The sequence below is a fragment of the Halalkalibacterium halodurans genome (genome assembly GCF_004376175.1).
GTDB lineage: Bacteria > Bacillota > Bacilli > Bacillales > Bacillaceae_D > Halalkalibacterium > Halalkalibacterium halodurans.
Map to the genome: position 1 here is coordinate 1 of NZ_SNUY01000080.1, position 15,206 is coordinate 15,206.

The following is a 15,206-nucleotide window of genomic DNA, read 5'->3' on the forward strand; positions in this document are numbered from 1 at the left end:
TTACGTTGGATTTGGACAGGAACCACCTGTACTTCCATTGTAAAGGATTTTTTTATGGCTAAAACGATTAATAATTGAAGATTCAAAGGATTTTAAATCTTCAATTATTATTAATGCAACACTAGTGTAAAAAAACCTATTTTATGGGAAAGCAACAAATTGAAGTATTAAAAGGGATCGACTTAGAGGTTAACAAAGGTGAGATGATTGCGATTATGGGACGAAGTGGGTCCGGAAAATCAACTTTGCTTAATATACTTGCAGGGTTAGATAAGCCGGATCACGGGATTTATTTGTATCAACAGGAGACAATTCATGAAAAGACATTAAATGATTTAGCAGAATTTCGGAGGAAAAGAATAGGATTCATCCTCCAAAACTATCCGTTGATTGATAGTAAAAATGTGTTTGATAATGTAGCGTTACCGTTAAAATACAGTAACATACCCAAGAAAGAAATGACAGATAAAGTGACAACCATGCTATCAACCCTTGGGATAGAATATGTACAGAGCAGATCCGTGGATATGCTTTCAGGAGGAGAGGCTCAGCGTGTCGCCATTGCTAGGGCATTAATTCAACAGCCAGAGCTTATTTTAGCAGACGAACCTACAGGCTCTTTAGATGAAGAAAGTGAAACTGAGATTTTAGCCCTTTGTAAGCAACTAAACGACGAAGGGAAGACCCTGATTATCGTTACCCACAATCCTCACGTAGCTGAAATATGTCATAAAAAGTATAAAATCCATGACGGCAAGTTAATCATGATGCCACATTGATTTGATCACAAGAGGGATAGACAGTCATTTGTGGGAAACTCATGCGTCTACTTTTCCCGCACTATGATCACGAGAGGATAATCGCTTCCGCTCGTGTAAGAAAATTATGATATTAAAGCATGCAAAAGAGGCAGTTGCATGCTTTTTTCACTTTTATAAAATGTGAAGCTTTAGTTGTTCAAAAGATAGTAATACGTATGCCTGCGTTATCACCTGATTCGTGCAATCACCGAACTTTCCTTACATGTTTCAACTTACGGTGTTTCATACTAACACTAACATGAAAAGGGAAGGACGATGAGCGATGAAATCAAATGACCCGATTCCTAAAGACTCTCCATTGGATCATACGATGAATTTAATGCGCGAGGGCTATGAGTTTCTCAGTCATCGAATGGAGCGGTTTCAAACCGACCTTTTTGAAACGCGGGTGATGGGACAAAAGGTGCTTTGTATACGCGGGGCGGAGGCGGTAAAGCTGTTTTATGACCCTGAGCGCTTTAAACGGCATCGAGCAACGCCTAAACGGATTCAAAAATCACTTTTTGGCGAAAATGCCATTCAAACAATGGATGATAAGGCGCACCTTCATCGCAAACAACTATTTCTCTCGATGATGAAGCCTGAGGATGAGCGGGAATTGGCGCGCTTAACCCATGAAACGTGGCGACGAGTAGCGGAAGGGTGGAAAAAGTCCAGACCAATTGTTCTGTTTGATGAGGCGAAGCGTGTTTTATGCCAAGTGGCATGTGAGTGGGCAGGGGTTCCTCTAAAATCAATAGAAATCAATCGGCGAGCGGAAGATTTTCATGCCATGGTTGATGCCTTTGGCGCAGTGGGCCCAAGACATTGGCGAGGGCGAAAGGGACGGAGACGAACGGAGAGATGGATCCAATCGATCATCTATCAAGTACGAACCGGTAGTTTACAGGCACGTGAGGGGAGTCCGCTTTATAAAGTATCGTACCATAGGGAGTTAAATGGAAAGTTGCTCGATGAGCGGATGGCGGCTATTGAACTCATCAATGTGCTTAGATCGATCGTCGCGATCGCAACCTTTATTTCTCTTTTGCTGCAATTGCCTTGCAAGAGCACCCAGAGTGGCAGGAGCGATTAAAATACGGCAGCAACGAGGAGTTCCATATGTTCGTGCAAGAGGTGAGGCGCTATTATCCATTTGCACCATTGATCGGAGCGAAGGTGCGCAAAAGTTTTACGTGGAAAGGCGTTCGTTTCAAAAAGGGAAGGCTCGTCTTCTTAGATATGTACGGAACGAATCATGACCAGAAACTATGGGATGAGCCAGACGCGTTTCGACCGGAACGGTTTCAAGAACGAAAAGATTCCCTTTATGATTTTATTCCTCAAGGCGGGGGAGATCCAATGAAAGGGCATCGCTGCCCTGGAGAAGGCATTACTGTCGAGGTGATGAAGGCCACTATGGACTTTCTCGTCAACGATATCGACTATGACGTACCTGATCAAGACATTAGCTACAGCTTGTCCCGGATGCCAACAAGGCCGGAAAGTGGGTATATCATGGCGAATATAGAACGGAAATACGAGCATGCATAAAGGAATGTGACCAGTTATGGAATTGGCAAAAGACTTCGTCGTGTTACTAGCCCGCGTTCTAACGATCTTGCCGCTCATGCTACTAGTCACCATGATCATGGGGAAGCGCTCTATCGCCGAACTTCCGGTATTTGATTTTTTGATTATTTTAACTCTCGGAGCAGTTGTTGGAGCAGATTTAGCCGACCCGAGCATTCCCCATCTGCATACAGAGGATGTTTTTACGACGCAGGTGCCACCGATGTACCATTAAGGACCTTATGGTAGGTCCTTTTTTTGTTAGAAAGGAGAGATTACTATAAAAGAAAGGGGTGCCTTGTTCTAGGTCTTTGTTCTTGTCTTTCGTCAGCTCTCATAAACGAAAAAAGGAGACGCTTTCTTGTTGTCGAAAAGAGTACTTAACGATTGAAGCAAAGTGTATCGCGGGCTGGGGAGGGAACGTTGGATGAGTCAAGAGCTAAAAAATAAGGTGCAGTTTCTAGCCAAGGAACTAAATCAGCTTGTGAACATCTTGTATGAGGAATCCAAAAAACAGACGCCCCTTACCCTGTGGTTACTATGTAAGAATACCTTCGTTTATGTGTACCGCACAGTGAAAACGGTAAGAGGCGTAGCCGGGGTGTTACTTGTTCTCGTACCTGGCAGTCTCATGGCATACACTACCGATGCATTTAGAGCGATAGGAGAGCTTCCATGGACGTCTATCACTGTATTATTAGGAGGTATGAGCTTCTTTCTTTTCGCTTATTTACGTCACTTAGTCCTTGATGAAATGAGCCGTCCGGGAAGTGATCTGTTCCATATTCAAGTGTACGAAAAGCGCAAGCCGGATGAATACATGTCACTGATTGCGCTTGCAAAAGAGAGAGATTATGTTGAATCAATTGCAGCTGATATTGAACAGGTCACCTCGACTCCATCGCTTCCAAATTTGTTGGAGCTTCTAAAGGAAAAAGAGCAGGATATCGAGGAGAAAGATCGTGTCATAGAGGATTTATTGGAAATCGTAGAAGACAATGAAGAGCATACGCTCATGTTCAAAGAAAAATATGAAATTTTGCTCGACTTCGTGTTTCAGTTAAAGTCCAAGCTGAACTTACTCGTTCATGATCAATTCAGCTTAGATTCAATTGATTTCGGTTCAGACTATTCTCTTTACAAGGTTGGAGAAGAAGGACTCGAATTTGTTGATTCCTATGGGGTCAATAAGGCGGAGATGGAGGACTTTATTCCTTTTACAGAGAAGGGGAATCCGTACATCCTTGCAATCGAACGGGACTACAAAGATCCGTTAAAAGTAGGGGATCTCATTTCGTGGAAGCGAACATTGCAAGACGGCTCCCAATGGGTGCTTTCACTACATTTAAACGAAAACAGTCGTGAGAAATTGAATGACGCTACCGAATCTGGTAAACTGAATGTAACGATTACACAAGAGCTTTTATGGATTTGCTGTGAACTGCTCAACAAATTTTCACCGAATCCAACGAAGAAAGGGGAGGAGTAAGATGGGACAAGCTGCTAAGGACAAGCCCTATTCAAAGGAACTCTCCGATCACTACATGAATCAAATGAAAAAGAAAAACGAACGAGTTCGCCATCGTGCGTTAAAAGCGTTGAAAAAAGAACCAAAGCTAGACGTAAAAAAGTGAGATGTCAAATGAACATCTCACTTTTCTTTTCCTAAGGCTTTCATCGCTTGCTCGCGAGCCTTATCGTTTTTTTTCTTCTGGTTCTCGACAATTTGATCCATAAGCTTCGATGACTCGGGCTTTCCCATCTGTTAATCATCCTCTTATTATTCTTATTACTCACATCCTTTCCTCGTTCCCGAATGTTTATACTTTAGGCGGAATGTTTCGATCATTCACTCAGCTTAGGGTATATAACTTTACCCTATCATAGAATCTTTTAGTAAAATATCATCTAGGGACAGTAAATGGAAGGACATAGTAACGTAAAGGAGAGTGCTAAGAGTGAACGAGCTTGAACAATGGAGAAAAGATCCACTTGTAATTAAACTAATGGCGATCGAGGAAGTTTTTTGGCTTAATCCTCATATAGATTCGTTTAAGTCAGCAGTTCGAATGCTTAGTCTACACGAAGACGACGTCAAGGATGCCGAGAAGCGATTAGAGCGGTTTGCGCCATATATCGCGAAAGTCTTTCCTGAAACAAACCAAGCGCACGGAATGATCGAATCTCCCTTAGTGCAAATCCCTTCGATGAAACAATCGTTAGAACAGAAGTATCTGCAACCAATTACGGGAAACTTATTGCTAAAATGCGATAGTCATTTACCTATTTCCGGATCGATCAAAGCGAGGGGCGGCATTTATGAAGTGCTGAAACATGCTGAACAACTAGCTTTGCAGCATGGGCTTTTAACAGTTCAAGATGATTATTCGATCCTTGACAGCGAAACTTGCCGGGACTTCTTCGCGAATTATTCGATTGCCGTTGGTTCGACGGGGAATTTAGGGCTCAGCATTGGCATCATTAGCGCAAAACTTGGCTTTAACGTGTCGGTCCATATGTCGGCAGACGCAAAGCAATGGAAAAAAGACTTGCTTCGAAGTAAAAACGTCAACGTCATTGAATATGAGGATGATTATAGTCAAGCGGTAGAGGAAGGGCGAAGAGAGGCTGAGCAGGATCCCACCTGTTATTTTGTGGACGATGAACAATCTCAAGATCTTTTTTTAGGCTATGCTGTGGCAGCCTTTCGACTGAAAAAACAATTGGCTGAACAGAAGATTACGGTCGATGAGAGTCACCCTTTGTTTGTCTATCTCCCATGCGGGGTTGGTGGCGCCCCAGGTGGGATTACCTTCGGTTTAAAGCTGTTGTTTGAAGATCATGTCCACTGCTTTTTTGCAGAGCCTACCCACTCTCCATCCATGTTGCTTGGACTTTTGACAGGCCTTCATGAGCGGATTTCGGTTCAAGAAATCGGTCTCGACAACCGAACAGAGGCAGATGGACTTGCTGTCGGCAGACCTTCGCGACTTGTGTCAAGGATGATGAAGCCTTTATTAAGTGGGAGCTTTACGATAGACGATGACAAGCTTTTTACCTTACTGAAAGAGCTAGCCGATGCAGAAGGGCTGTTCCTTGAACCTTCAGCGCTGGCAGGAATGCTTGGACCGATAAAATTAGTTCAGGAAGGCAATCACTATTTAAAAGCAAACAACTTAGCTGAAAAAATGAACAACGCCACGCATATTATATGGGGAACAGGCGGCAGCATGGTACCTGAAGAGGAGATGATGGCTTATTACAGACGGGGAGGAACTATTAAGTGATCGACGATGATGAAAGCTCTGTAATAGGGGTTAGTAAGGCCTCCATAGGGGGCTTTTTTTATTCAATGTAATTAAGTGTAAGCCCAGCTCATGTCGCCTGAGGGATCGGTGATGCTGAGTTCCTTTATACTTAAAGATCGTTTAATCTTTAAATGTTTTAGAGGTACCTCTTAAAATCTTAATATTTTCATCATTCTGATCATTACGCTATACTGAAGGAAATACATAGCAAAGGGGTAAGAGCGGATGAAATTTCTCATCGTTGGCGCTGGAGCCGTAGGGGGTTATTTTGGAGCAAGATTGGCAGAAAAGGGGGAAGATGTAACCTTTCTCGTTCGGGAAAAACGAAAGGAACAAATGAAAAAGCGAGGTCTTCGTATCCAAAGCATTCATGGAAATACGACGATACAAGCGAAAACTATAACGATGGAGGACACTGGGCTATTTGATGTCGTCCTTCTCGGAACAAAAGCCTACCATTTAGAGAACGTCATTGAAACCATCCGTCCGTTTATTCATGATCAAACAGTGATCATTCCGATGTTAAATGGGATCGCTCATTTAGACAGATTGCGTAAGGCGTTTTCAACAGAACAAGTGATTGGCGGACTTTGTTTTATTGAATCGACGTTAAATGAATTTGGTGACATTGTCCAAACGAGTCAGATTCATCGATTTGTGTTCGGAGAGTTGAACGGGGAACGAAGCGAGCGGGTGAAAAAAATTGAAGCCGCCTTCGCAGGGACCAACGCCATGATTGAAGTGTCAGACTCGGTTCTTACAGAAATGTGGCACAAATATATGTTTATTACGACCATGTCCGGTGTGACTACATTGTACAATCAACCAGTGGGCCCTATTCGTGAACTTCCCTCAGGGGAAAAGGTGATCCGCGGACTGTTTGCTGAAATTGGGGCGATCATGCGGGCGGTGGGAGCACCGATTGCCGATCAAGTAGAAGAAAAGCAATGGAAGCAAATGGGCGGTGTCGAATACGAAATGAAATCCTCGATGCAACGTGATATGGAAAAAGGCCTGCCGATTGAACGAGAACACTTGCAAGGCTATTTATTGAAGCTAGCTGAACTACATCAAATACAAGCCCCTATCTTAGCGACAATTTATACGAACTTGCTTTTTTATCATCCAGAGTCTTCCTAATAACCGGAAGACTCTACTTTTTAATTTATTGTAATCATATTATGTAAACTAATTATAGCCATTTATTAGATAATTTCACGTACCGTATTATTATCCGATCTAAAAAATTTCTATAACGAAGCAAAACTATCACTCTTCCTATACACTTGTCAATATTGCTAGAAATGCAAACAAATATTCGCTAAAATAAAAGGGAGGTGTAGCTTATGTTCAAACAAACGTTTCAAGACTTAGTCCATTGGTTAAAAACCGATGATGAAATAAAGAAAAATATTGTCCATTGGCATGAAATCGAAGCGAAACCTGCACAGACTGTGCCATTTCCAACCACATTGGACATTCGTATCCGAGAAGCGTTGGAGAAAAGGGGGATCGGCCAGTTATACACTCACCAGAATACAGCGTATGAATGTTCGGAAAAGGGAGAGCACGTCGTAGCTGTAACACCTACAGCTTCTGGAAAGACGTTGTGCTATAACCTTCCCGTCCTTCAACAAATTCGAAGAGATGAAACTAGCCGTGCGCTGTATTTGTTTCCGACAAAGGCCCTTGCCCAAGATCAGAAAAGCGAGCTAAATGAAATCATTGAGGAAATGGGTATATCGGTTAAATGTTTTACATACGACGGCGACACTGCCCCCAACATCCGCCAAGCGGTAAGAAAAGCGGGACATGTTGTTATTACAAACCCAGATATGCTTCATTCAGCCATCTTGCCGCACCATACGAAATGGGTCGCTTTCTTTGAAAATTTAAAGTATGTTGTCATCGATGAGCTTCATACCTATCGAGGGGTGTTCGGCAGCCATGTGGCTAATGTAATTCGCCGATTGAAGCGGATAGCTCGTTATTACGGGAGCGAGCCGACGTTTATTTGCACATCAGCGACGATTGCCAATCCGCAGGAGCTAGCGAGCCAATTGACAGGCCACAACGTTCGACTGATTGATAACAATGGAGCACCGTCAGGAAAAAAGCACTTTGTGTTTTATAATCCTCCTGTTGTCAATGAACCGCTCAACATACGGAAAAGTGCGACGGTGGAAGTGAACCGCTTAGCGAAGAAGTTTCTTGAGAACAACATTCAAACAATTGTCTTTGCCCGCAGTCGTGTGAGAGTAGAGGTCATTCTTAGCCATCTTCAAGAATTGACGAAAAAGAAGATCGGGCAACAGGCGATACGTGGATACCGCGGGGGCTACTTGCCAAAGCAACGCCGCGAAATTGAACGTGGTCTTCGAAATGGAGACATTATCGGCGTCGTGAGTACAAATGCCTTAGAGCTAGGGGTAGATATAGGGCAACTCCAGGTTTGCATTATGACCGGATATCCTGGGTCGATTGCGAGTGCATGGCAGCAATCGGGAAGGGCGGGACGTAGGCAACATGAATCACTTACGTTACTCGTTGCCGGTTCTTCACCGATCGATCAATATATGATCCAACATCCAGATTACTTTTTAGAAAAGTCGCCAGAATCTGTGCGCATTAACCGTGATAACTTGATCATTTTAGTGGACCATTTAAAATGTGCCGCTTATGAGCTTCCTTTTAAAGAAGGGGAGACATTAGATGGGGTTGACATTGAGGAGATACTCGAATTTTTAACAGAGGAACACGTGCTCCATCATAGAGGAAGCAAGTGGTATTGGATGAATGACGGATTTCCCGCTCATGGCATTAGCCTACGCTCAGCCTCACAAGAAAATGTCGTCATCATTGATCAGTCCGATATAGCTAATCCTCAAGTGATTGGAGAAATGGACCGATTCAGTGCGATGACGTTGCTTCACGATGAGGCGATTTACCTCCATCAAGGGGTTCAATATCAAGTCGAATTATTAGACTGGGAAGAGAAGAAAGCGTTCGTTCGCGAAGTTAAGGTTGAGTATTTTACCGATGCCAATCTTGCGGTTCAACTAAAAGTGTTGGAAGAGGATGAAACGAAGGAAACAAGACAAGCAACGATTGCCTTTGGCGATGTGATGGTAAATGCCAAAGCGACTCTTTTTAAAAAAATCAAACTGTCTACATTTGAAAACATCGGTTCAGGTCCAATCCATTTGCCAGAGGAGGAGCTTCATACGAACGCCACATGGATCAGCTTTTCAGACGATCTCATTGAGCGCTTTTCAGAAAATGGGTTAGATCAAGCGCTTCTTGGACTCGCTCATGTCGTTCAACATGTGGCACCTGTTTACGTCATGTGTGACCGTTCTGACTTGCATGTCGTTCCACAAATAAAAGCGGACCATTCCGAGAGGCCGACATTGTTTATTTACGATCGGTATCCAGGAGGGGTAGGTTTGGCGAAAAATGTATACAAGCAAGTCGACATCCTTCTAGAACAAGCATGGGGATTGCTCCGCTCCTGTCCATGTGAAAGTGGGTGTCCTGCTTGCGTAGGGGCCTCAAGTGAATTAGGAGACAATGTGAAGCAAGCGGTGCTCCGCCTTCTTTCTTTACTATTAAATGAAATGAGTGAACAATCATGGCATTAAAAGGGAAATTATCCCGCTTAAAGGCCCATATGGGAGTGGAGACAGGAAGTCAGTCAGAACAGACTGTATCACACTCGATAGCTGATCAAAAAGTCCCGTACGAGCAATCATGGAGACAACTACACGCTAAACCTGCTTGGTTTGAAGACGAATATTCCATTATTCGTGAGGTTTCGTACGACCTTGATAAAAACCATGGCCGTTACCCACTCCGTCAGGTCGTACACCAAGTAGAGAAATGGCAAGAGCATATTGCAAATCATCCCCTGTCAGCAAAGGGGATGCATGTAGAGGAGCTTCTTTTTTTTGATACGGAAACGACGGGACTAAGTCACGGTGCTGGGACGACCATTTTTATGTTAGGATATGCCCAAGTAAAAGGGGAGGAGGTTGTAGTCAAACAACATTTTCTCCCTGGTCCTGAAAGGGAAGTAGCGTTATACCATCATTTTTTGCATGATGTAGGGGATATGAAAAACTTAGTCACATTTAATGGTAAAGCGTTCGATTGGCCACAAGTGAAAACGCGGCACACCTTTGTTCGAGACAGAGTGCCTTATTTGCCAAAGTTTGGTCACTACGATCTGCTCCATGCCTCTAGACGACTGTGGAAAGAGCTTTTGCCCTCCTGCAAGCTTTCAGTTGTGGAGCAGGAAATCCTTCACTTTCACCGAGAGGAAGATACGCCTGGCTATTTAGCACCTATGCTTTATTTTGATTTCCTGCAAGACCCCGATCCAGAGCTCGTCAAGGGAGTCTTTCAACATAATGAATGGGACGTACTCTCTTTGTTGACTCTCTATGCCCATCTCTCTGCTTCCATTTTGGAAGTGAACAGCGGACAACTATTGGCAAAAGAGCAATTTGAAGTGGCTCGCTGGTATGAAGCCGTCGGTGAACTCGGCATCAGCCAGTCTTTATATGAGCAGCTTGCTCAAGGTGATCACTCCATTCAAGCTGAAGCGATGCTACGATTAGCCCATCTTGAAAAAAAGCGCGGACGTTTCGAGCGTGCCCAAGGGTTATATGAGACGCTTATTGAGCGAGATCTTTTTCTCAAAGAGGCCGGTATTGAATTAGCTAAGATTTATGAGCATCAGCTAAAAGACGTAGAAAAAGCGTTCAACGTGACTAAGAAAGTCTTTATGTCTAGAAAAGAAGTGGCTCGATTGACAAACAAACATGAGGAGGCCTTTTTAGCAGCAACGGAAAATAGACTGCGAAGACTTGAAGACAAGGTGAGGAAATCTCAAACCTTATTTCCTGGGCAAGCGCAAGATTAGTCGTGATTCCACAAATTTGACGATTTTGTGACAAAATCTATTCGTAGGGGAAATACCAAAAAAAAGTGATTGTCGAACGATAAAAAAATTCGTACAATCACAGGTGGAGTATAATATTTTAAGTAGGAAAGAGTGGTTGCATTGACTCGCGCATTGTTAATTATGTTCTTTGTTCTTATCGGAATGGTGTTGTTTTTTGCCACTCAATTACATGATAAAGCCATTTTTTAACAGGTGGCTATGTGTGCGAACGTCCAAAATTAGATGATTCACCTTGAATTAGGTAAACGAACTAGTACACCAATTTCACGCATTACATAGGTTAATATTGACTCTATTCATAAGGAGGAATTTAACCTATGCATTGTCGACCGAGAAAGCATTGTAAAGTACTACCGGCAATCGTCCACCCGACGAAGTGCAATGTGGTTCAACAGACATGTGAATACATTGTTCCTGAAATTCACCCAACTCACACAACTCAAGTAACGAACCATGTATACAACCACGTTCATAGCTTCCCTCATACAGTATCTCAGCAACAACAAGTGTACAATCAGCAGTTTTATCAGCCGCCAGGACCACCAACTCCAGTCGCAGGAGCTATGGCAGGCCCAGGCTTTGGTCCAATGGCAGGCCCAGTCGCAGGTGCCGCTTTTGGCAAAGGAAAAGGGAAGTGTGGTTGCTAAATGTAAATGTAGAAGCGAGCCGATTTTGGTTCGCTTCTCTCTTTATCCATGAGAGGATGAGTCGAATGAAGGTCATTACACTTACTGGCTATAAAGCTCACGAGCTAGGGATTTTCTCCCATAACCATCGCGGCATTACATATATAAAAAAAGCCTTTGAACAACAGATCCTTGCCTTGATTGAAGAAGGGGTAGAGAGGTTTCTTATTAGCGGCCAGCTCGGAGTGGAATTATGGGCAGCCGAAGTCGTCATTAAGTTGAAACAAACTCATCCACACATTCAATTGGCCGTTTTGACTCCGTTTCTTGAGCAGGAATCCCAGTGGCAAGAGGCTTCTCGTAAAAAATATCATGACATTTTGGAGGCGGCTGACTTTGTGGACAGTATTACGAAGCGACCGTATGAAGGTCCTGCTCAGCTTCGTCTGAAAAATGAATATTTAGTGCAAAAGTCCGATGGTCTACTCGTTCTTTATGACGAAGACAAACCAGGTTCTCCAAGCTATTATTTAGAAGTTGCAAAAAAGCGGCAACAACAGGAGCCATATGATATTCGCTTGATCACACCCCATGATCTTGAATGGATTGCTCAGGAAGATGAAATGAATGACTCAGTAGACATCGACAATTTGTAAAATATCAAAAGGAAATTGACAATCATAGTAACTTTTGAAAAAATAGAAAGAAAATGAACGATTACTGATTTTAATAGTTCTCCGTCATGCGGATGATGATTGAGGTGATAGATATGTATAATCAAGAGGTCAAACTAACGACAAAGGAAATTTTGGAAAAAGAATTCAAAACGAGCATGCGTGGATATAGTCAAGACGAAGTGGATAAATTTTTAGATGTAGTCATTCAGGACTATGAAGTGTTTCAGAAGAAAATTGAACGGCTTGAGCAGGAAATTCATCAGCTTAGAACCGAGGCAAAACGTGCAGCAAGTGAACGTCAGACAAGGCATCAAACAAGTCCGAGTGTCGGTAGCACGAACTATGATATCCTTCAACGTTTATCCAACTTAGAGAAAAAGGTGTTTGGTAACAAGCTTTATGAGTAATAAGAAAAGGAGCGATCGTGGTTGATCCACGTATTTATAGATGGAGCAAGTGCAGGAGATCCAGGACCTTCTGGGGCCGGTATATTCATCGATGATAAAAACGGGCGTTTGGAGCATTTGACGATTCCTTTAGGGAGGCTGTCAAATCACGAAGCGGAGTTTCATGCACTCATTTACGCTCTGCGCTTCTGTCAAGAGCAAGGATGGAATGAACTTTGGGTTCGAACGGATTCCAAGCTGTTAGAAGAAGCGATTGAAAAGCGATATGTAAGAAATCAACGGTATCGTCTTTTGCTGGAGGAAGCCCTTCTTTTAATTGATCGCTTTAAGCTTTTTTTCATTAAGTGGGTGCCAAGCAAGGAAAATAAAAAAGCTGATGAATTAGCGAGAACAGCCATTCGATTAAATGACATTAATGACAAAAAATAACATTGAATTGATTCGTTTTTTTCGTTATAATAGAGATTGTCGCTTATAACATCATAACCGTTCAGGTAACCGCTGCATCGCATGCGATGTAGAGGAAAGTCCATGCTCGCACAGGCTGAGATGCTTGTAGTGTTCGTGCCTAGCGAAGTCATAAGCTAGGGTAGTCTGGTTCTAAGAACTGGGCTAACGGCAAGGTAAGCACCTACGTTCATCATGAATATGGTGTGATGCCTTTGAAAGTGCCACAGTGACGTAGTCCGTTTGGAAACAGACGGAGTGGAACGAGGTAAACCCCTCGAGCGAGAAACCCAAAAATTGGTAGGGGAACCTTCTTGAAGGAAATGAACGGAGAGAAGGACGGAAGTTTACTTCTGTAGACAGATGGTTACCACCGGAGTACGAGGTTCATCACCGTTTGTAGTACGAAGGAACAGAACATGGCTTATCGAACGGGAATGAGATGACTAAGATAAGCGGCCATACGAAAACTCCTGTCTAGGGGTTTTTTTATTTTTACACTTTAAGGACGTTTAACTTCTCTGGATAATGAAGAAGTCCGTGTCTCTTTACTCACAAAGAAGCTTAAAAGAAGAAATGTTATTGGTTGCCGGGCTTGATTTGTCATTACTCGCCTCTACCCGTATAATGGAGACGGGAAAGATGATACATAAGGGAGATAGCTAAATTTATGGAAAAAGTAACGTTGATTGCGACGGCGACGATGGGATTAGAGGCGCTCGTTGCACGAGAAGTTAAAGATCTTGGGTATGAGGATGTGAAGGTGGAGAACGGAAAGGTTACCTTTACATCCGATGTAGCTGCTATTCCGCGAGCCAATTTATGGTTGCGGACGGCGGATCGTGTAAAGTTGAAAGTGGGAGAATTTAAAGCACTTACGTTTGATGAGTTATTTGGAGCCACAGGACAAATTTCTGTAACCCTTGATATTACTGATTCCATTCAATTTGCTACTATAGATGTGTTCCCATACCTTTTTACGTGATCAAGTTCTTTATGTTTTGTCAAACCTCAATTTTAGCGATTTTTGGCCATAATCAGCCATTTCACCATATCGTCATTCTAGTTATTTACAGGATTTTTATGGAAAACGGAAACTTTGATCATTCAGGCAAAAAGAAAAGCCATAATGGTGCTCCTTTGGTAGAATAGAAGTATCTAGCAACTATCACGAAAGGAGTTCATTATGACTACCTCTATCATACCAAAATCTTATTCAAATGTAATCTATCTTCAACCTTCTTTTTCATTTACAGAAGATTCATTTTCTTCTTTACGTCACCTTCCTTATGTTAAATTAGGGTTGGAGTTTCCTTGGGAGGAGGTGTTCTCTCCCATTGAACAAGAATTTCTCCAAGCACGGTTTGAATATCATTTTAAAAAACGAACTTCAACGGATGCAGCCCCATCTTCAACAGAATTATTTCCAGATATTCCACAGGACTTGAGCACATTGCCTACGAGATCTGCCAAAGGACGAAAAGGAGTGAACTTTTATGCTTTATTAAAAGCTTTCCTCTTGGCTCCACTCCTCTATGTGGAAGTAATGGTTTCCAGTGTACACCTTCAAGTTATTGGGAACTCTGACTTCCGGATGGTCTGTGGTTTTGATACACGACCATCCTTGAAAACATTTGAACGTTTTGATCAGATCATGATTGAAAACGGACTTTGGGAGAAAGCTCGGCAACTTATGGTGAGCTACAATCTTTTTCACGGTATCGTAGGAAAAGAAGAACAACTCGCTGTAGATACCACCCATGTAGATGCGGAAGCCACTGTCCATAAAATGAAGAAATGTAGCCATTCTGAGCCATGTCATTGCCCAAAGATTCCTACGGATGATAACGTAGGCGTGATGAGAAAAAGCAATACCGTCACGTACATTGCACATAAAATCTCCTTGGTCTGTGGTGTAGAGTCTGAACTTCCTTTGTCCAGAAGTGTGTTTAAAGGAGACGAACATGATGCAAAAACACTAGAACCCACTTTGGAAAAGGTAACGGAAGATCTTCCTGAAGAGTTCCTAAAAACAGTGCAATACGTGAGCGCAGATGGGATTTATCAATCAGCGGACAATCAACAACACACAAAATCCATTCTTAAAGCAAAGCTATTGGCTCCCATAAATCCACGTAAAATTCAAGATAAAGCACTTGAATCTTGTGGCATGACCAAGCTGGATAGGTATGGTGTTCCTCATTGTATTAGTGGCCATAAGTTACAATTGAAAGGGTTGGATGAAGCAAAAGAACACTATGTTTGGACTTGCCCAGTCTTTGATCCAAAATACAAGCAAGAAGGACTTTCCTGTTCGAATGAACAGCATATTCAATGCTGTAATGGCGCGAAAACTGGTAGAACGCTTCGTATCCATCAATCGATGACACCACAAATTGATAC

12 protein-coding genes, 1 other RNA gene and 3 pseudogenes are annotated in these 15,206 nt (G+C 42.7%); all 16 read left to right on the forward strand.

The annotated features are described in order from the left end of the window. Positions 1-143 precede the first annotated feature (143 nt). The gene (locus tag E2L07_RS18320) at positions 144-779 is read left to right on the forward strand and encodes an ABC transporter ATP-binding protein (RefSeq protein WP_134230284.1); all 636 of its coding nucleotides are present in this window, start codon (positions 144-146) and stop codon (positions 777-779) included. A gap of 304 nt (positions 780-1,083) precedes the next feature. Beyond that, positions 1,084-2,354 (forward strand): annotated as a pseudogene (locus E2L07_RS18325) (cytochrome P450). Positions 2,355-2,370: 16 nt separating this feature from the next. After that, positions 2,371-2,565 (forward strand): annotated as a pseudogene (locus E2L07_RS18330) (DUF421 domain-containing protein); the annotation flags it as partial. Positions 2,566-2,799: 234 nt separating this feature from the next. Beyond that, positions 2,800-3,861: a hypothetical protein gene (locus E2L07_RS18335; protein ID WP_134230285.1), complete on the forward strand. Its 1,062-nt coding sequence runs from the start codon at positions 2,800-2,802 to the stop codon at positions 3,859-3,861. 1 nt (position 3,862) lies between these two features. Continuing rightward, positions 3,863-4,006 carry a hypothetical protein gene (locus E2L07_RS20970; protein ID WP_166740122.1) on the forward strand — a complete coding sequence of 48 codons (144 nt, stop codon included), beginning with the start codon at positions 3,863-3,865 and terminating at the stop codon, positions 4,004-4,006. Positions 4,007-4,330: 324 nt separating this feature from the next. Continuing rightward, complete coding sequence (locus E2L07_RS18340; protein WP_134230286.1) at positions 4,331-5,659, forward strand: D-serine ammonia-lyase; 1,329 nt, start codon at positions 4,331-4,333, stop codon at positions 5,657-5,659. 246 nt (positions 5,660-5,905) lie between these two features. Further along, positions 5,906-6,820, forward strand: coding sequence for a ketopantoate reductase family protein (locus E2L07_RS18345; protein ID WP_134230287.1), 915 nt, complete (start codon positions 5,906-5,908; stop codon positions 6,818-6,820). A gap of 206 nt (positions 6,821-7,026) precedes the next feature. Then, the gene (locus E2L07_RS18350) at positions 7,027-9,321 is read left to right on the forward strand and encodes a DEAD/DEAH box helicase (RefSeq protein ID WP_134230288.1); all 2,295 of its coding nucleotides are present in this window, start codon (positions 7,027-7,029) and stop codon (positions 9,319-9,321) included. After that, positions 9,312-10,604, forward strand: a complete 1,293-nt coding sequence (locus E2L07_RS18355) for a ribonuclease H-like domain-containing protein (protein WP_010897926.1) — start codon at positions 9,312-9,314, stop codon at positions 10,602-10,604. Before E2L07_RS18350 ends, E2L07_RS18355 begins: the two co-directional genes overlap by 10 nt. 359 nt (positions 10,605-10,963) lie before the next feature. Then, a complete protein-coding gene (locus E2L07_RS18360; protein WP_134230289.1) occupies positions 10,964-11,293 on the forward strand; it encodes a spore coat protein in 330 nt (109 codons plus the stop codon). Positions 11,294-11,358: 65 nt separating this feature from the next. Further along, positions 11,359-11,928, forward strand: coding sequence for an SLOG family protein (locus E2L07_RS18365; RefSeq protein ID WP_134230290.1), 570 nt, complete (start codon positions 11,359-11,361; stop codon positions 11,926-11,928). 113 nt (positions 11,929-12,041) lie between these two features. Continuing rightward, the gene (gene gpsB, locus E2L07_RS18370; protein WP_010897930.1) at positions 12,042-12,356 is read left to right on the forward strand and encodes a cell division regulator GpsB; all 315 of its coding nucleotides are present in this window, start codon (positions 12,042-12,044) and stop codon (positions 12,354-12,356) included. Between the two features lie 21 nt (positions 12,357-12,377). Beyond that, entirely contained in the window at positions 12,378-12,785 is a 408-nt protein-coding gene (locus tag E2L07_RS18375; RefSeq protein ID WP_010897931.1) for a reverse transcriptase-like protein, read from the forward strand. A gap of 57 nt (positions 12,786-12,842) precedes the next feature. Beyond that, positions 12,843-13,235, forward strand: an RNA gene (rnpB, locus tag E2L07_RS18380) — RNase P RNA component class B. Positions 13,236-13,473: 238 nt separating this feature from the next. Next, positions 13,474-13,707 (forward strand): annotated as a pseudogene (locus tag E2L07_RS18385) (class I SAM-dependent RNA methyltransferase); the annotation flags it as partial. A gap of 420 nt (positions 13,708-14,127) precedes the next feature. Beyond that, positions 14,128-15,206 (forward strand): transposase (locus E2L07_RS18390; protein ID WP_134228778.1); only part of this gene is annotated, 1,079 nt, incomplete at its 3' end.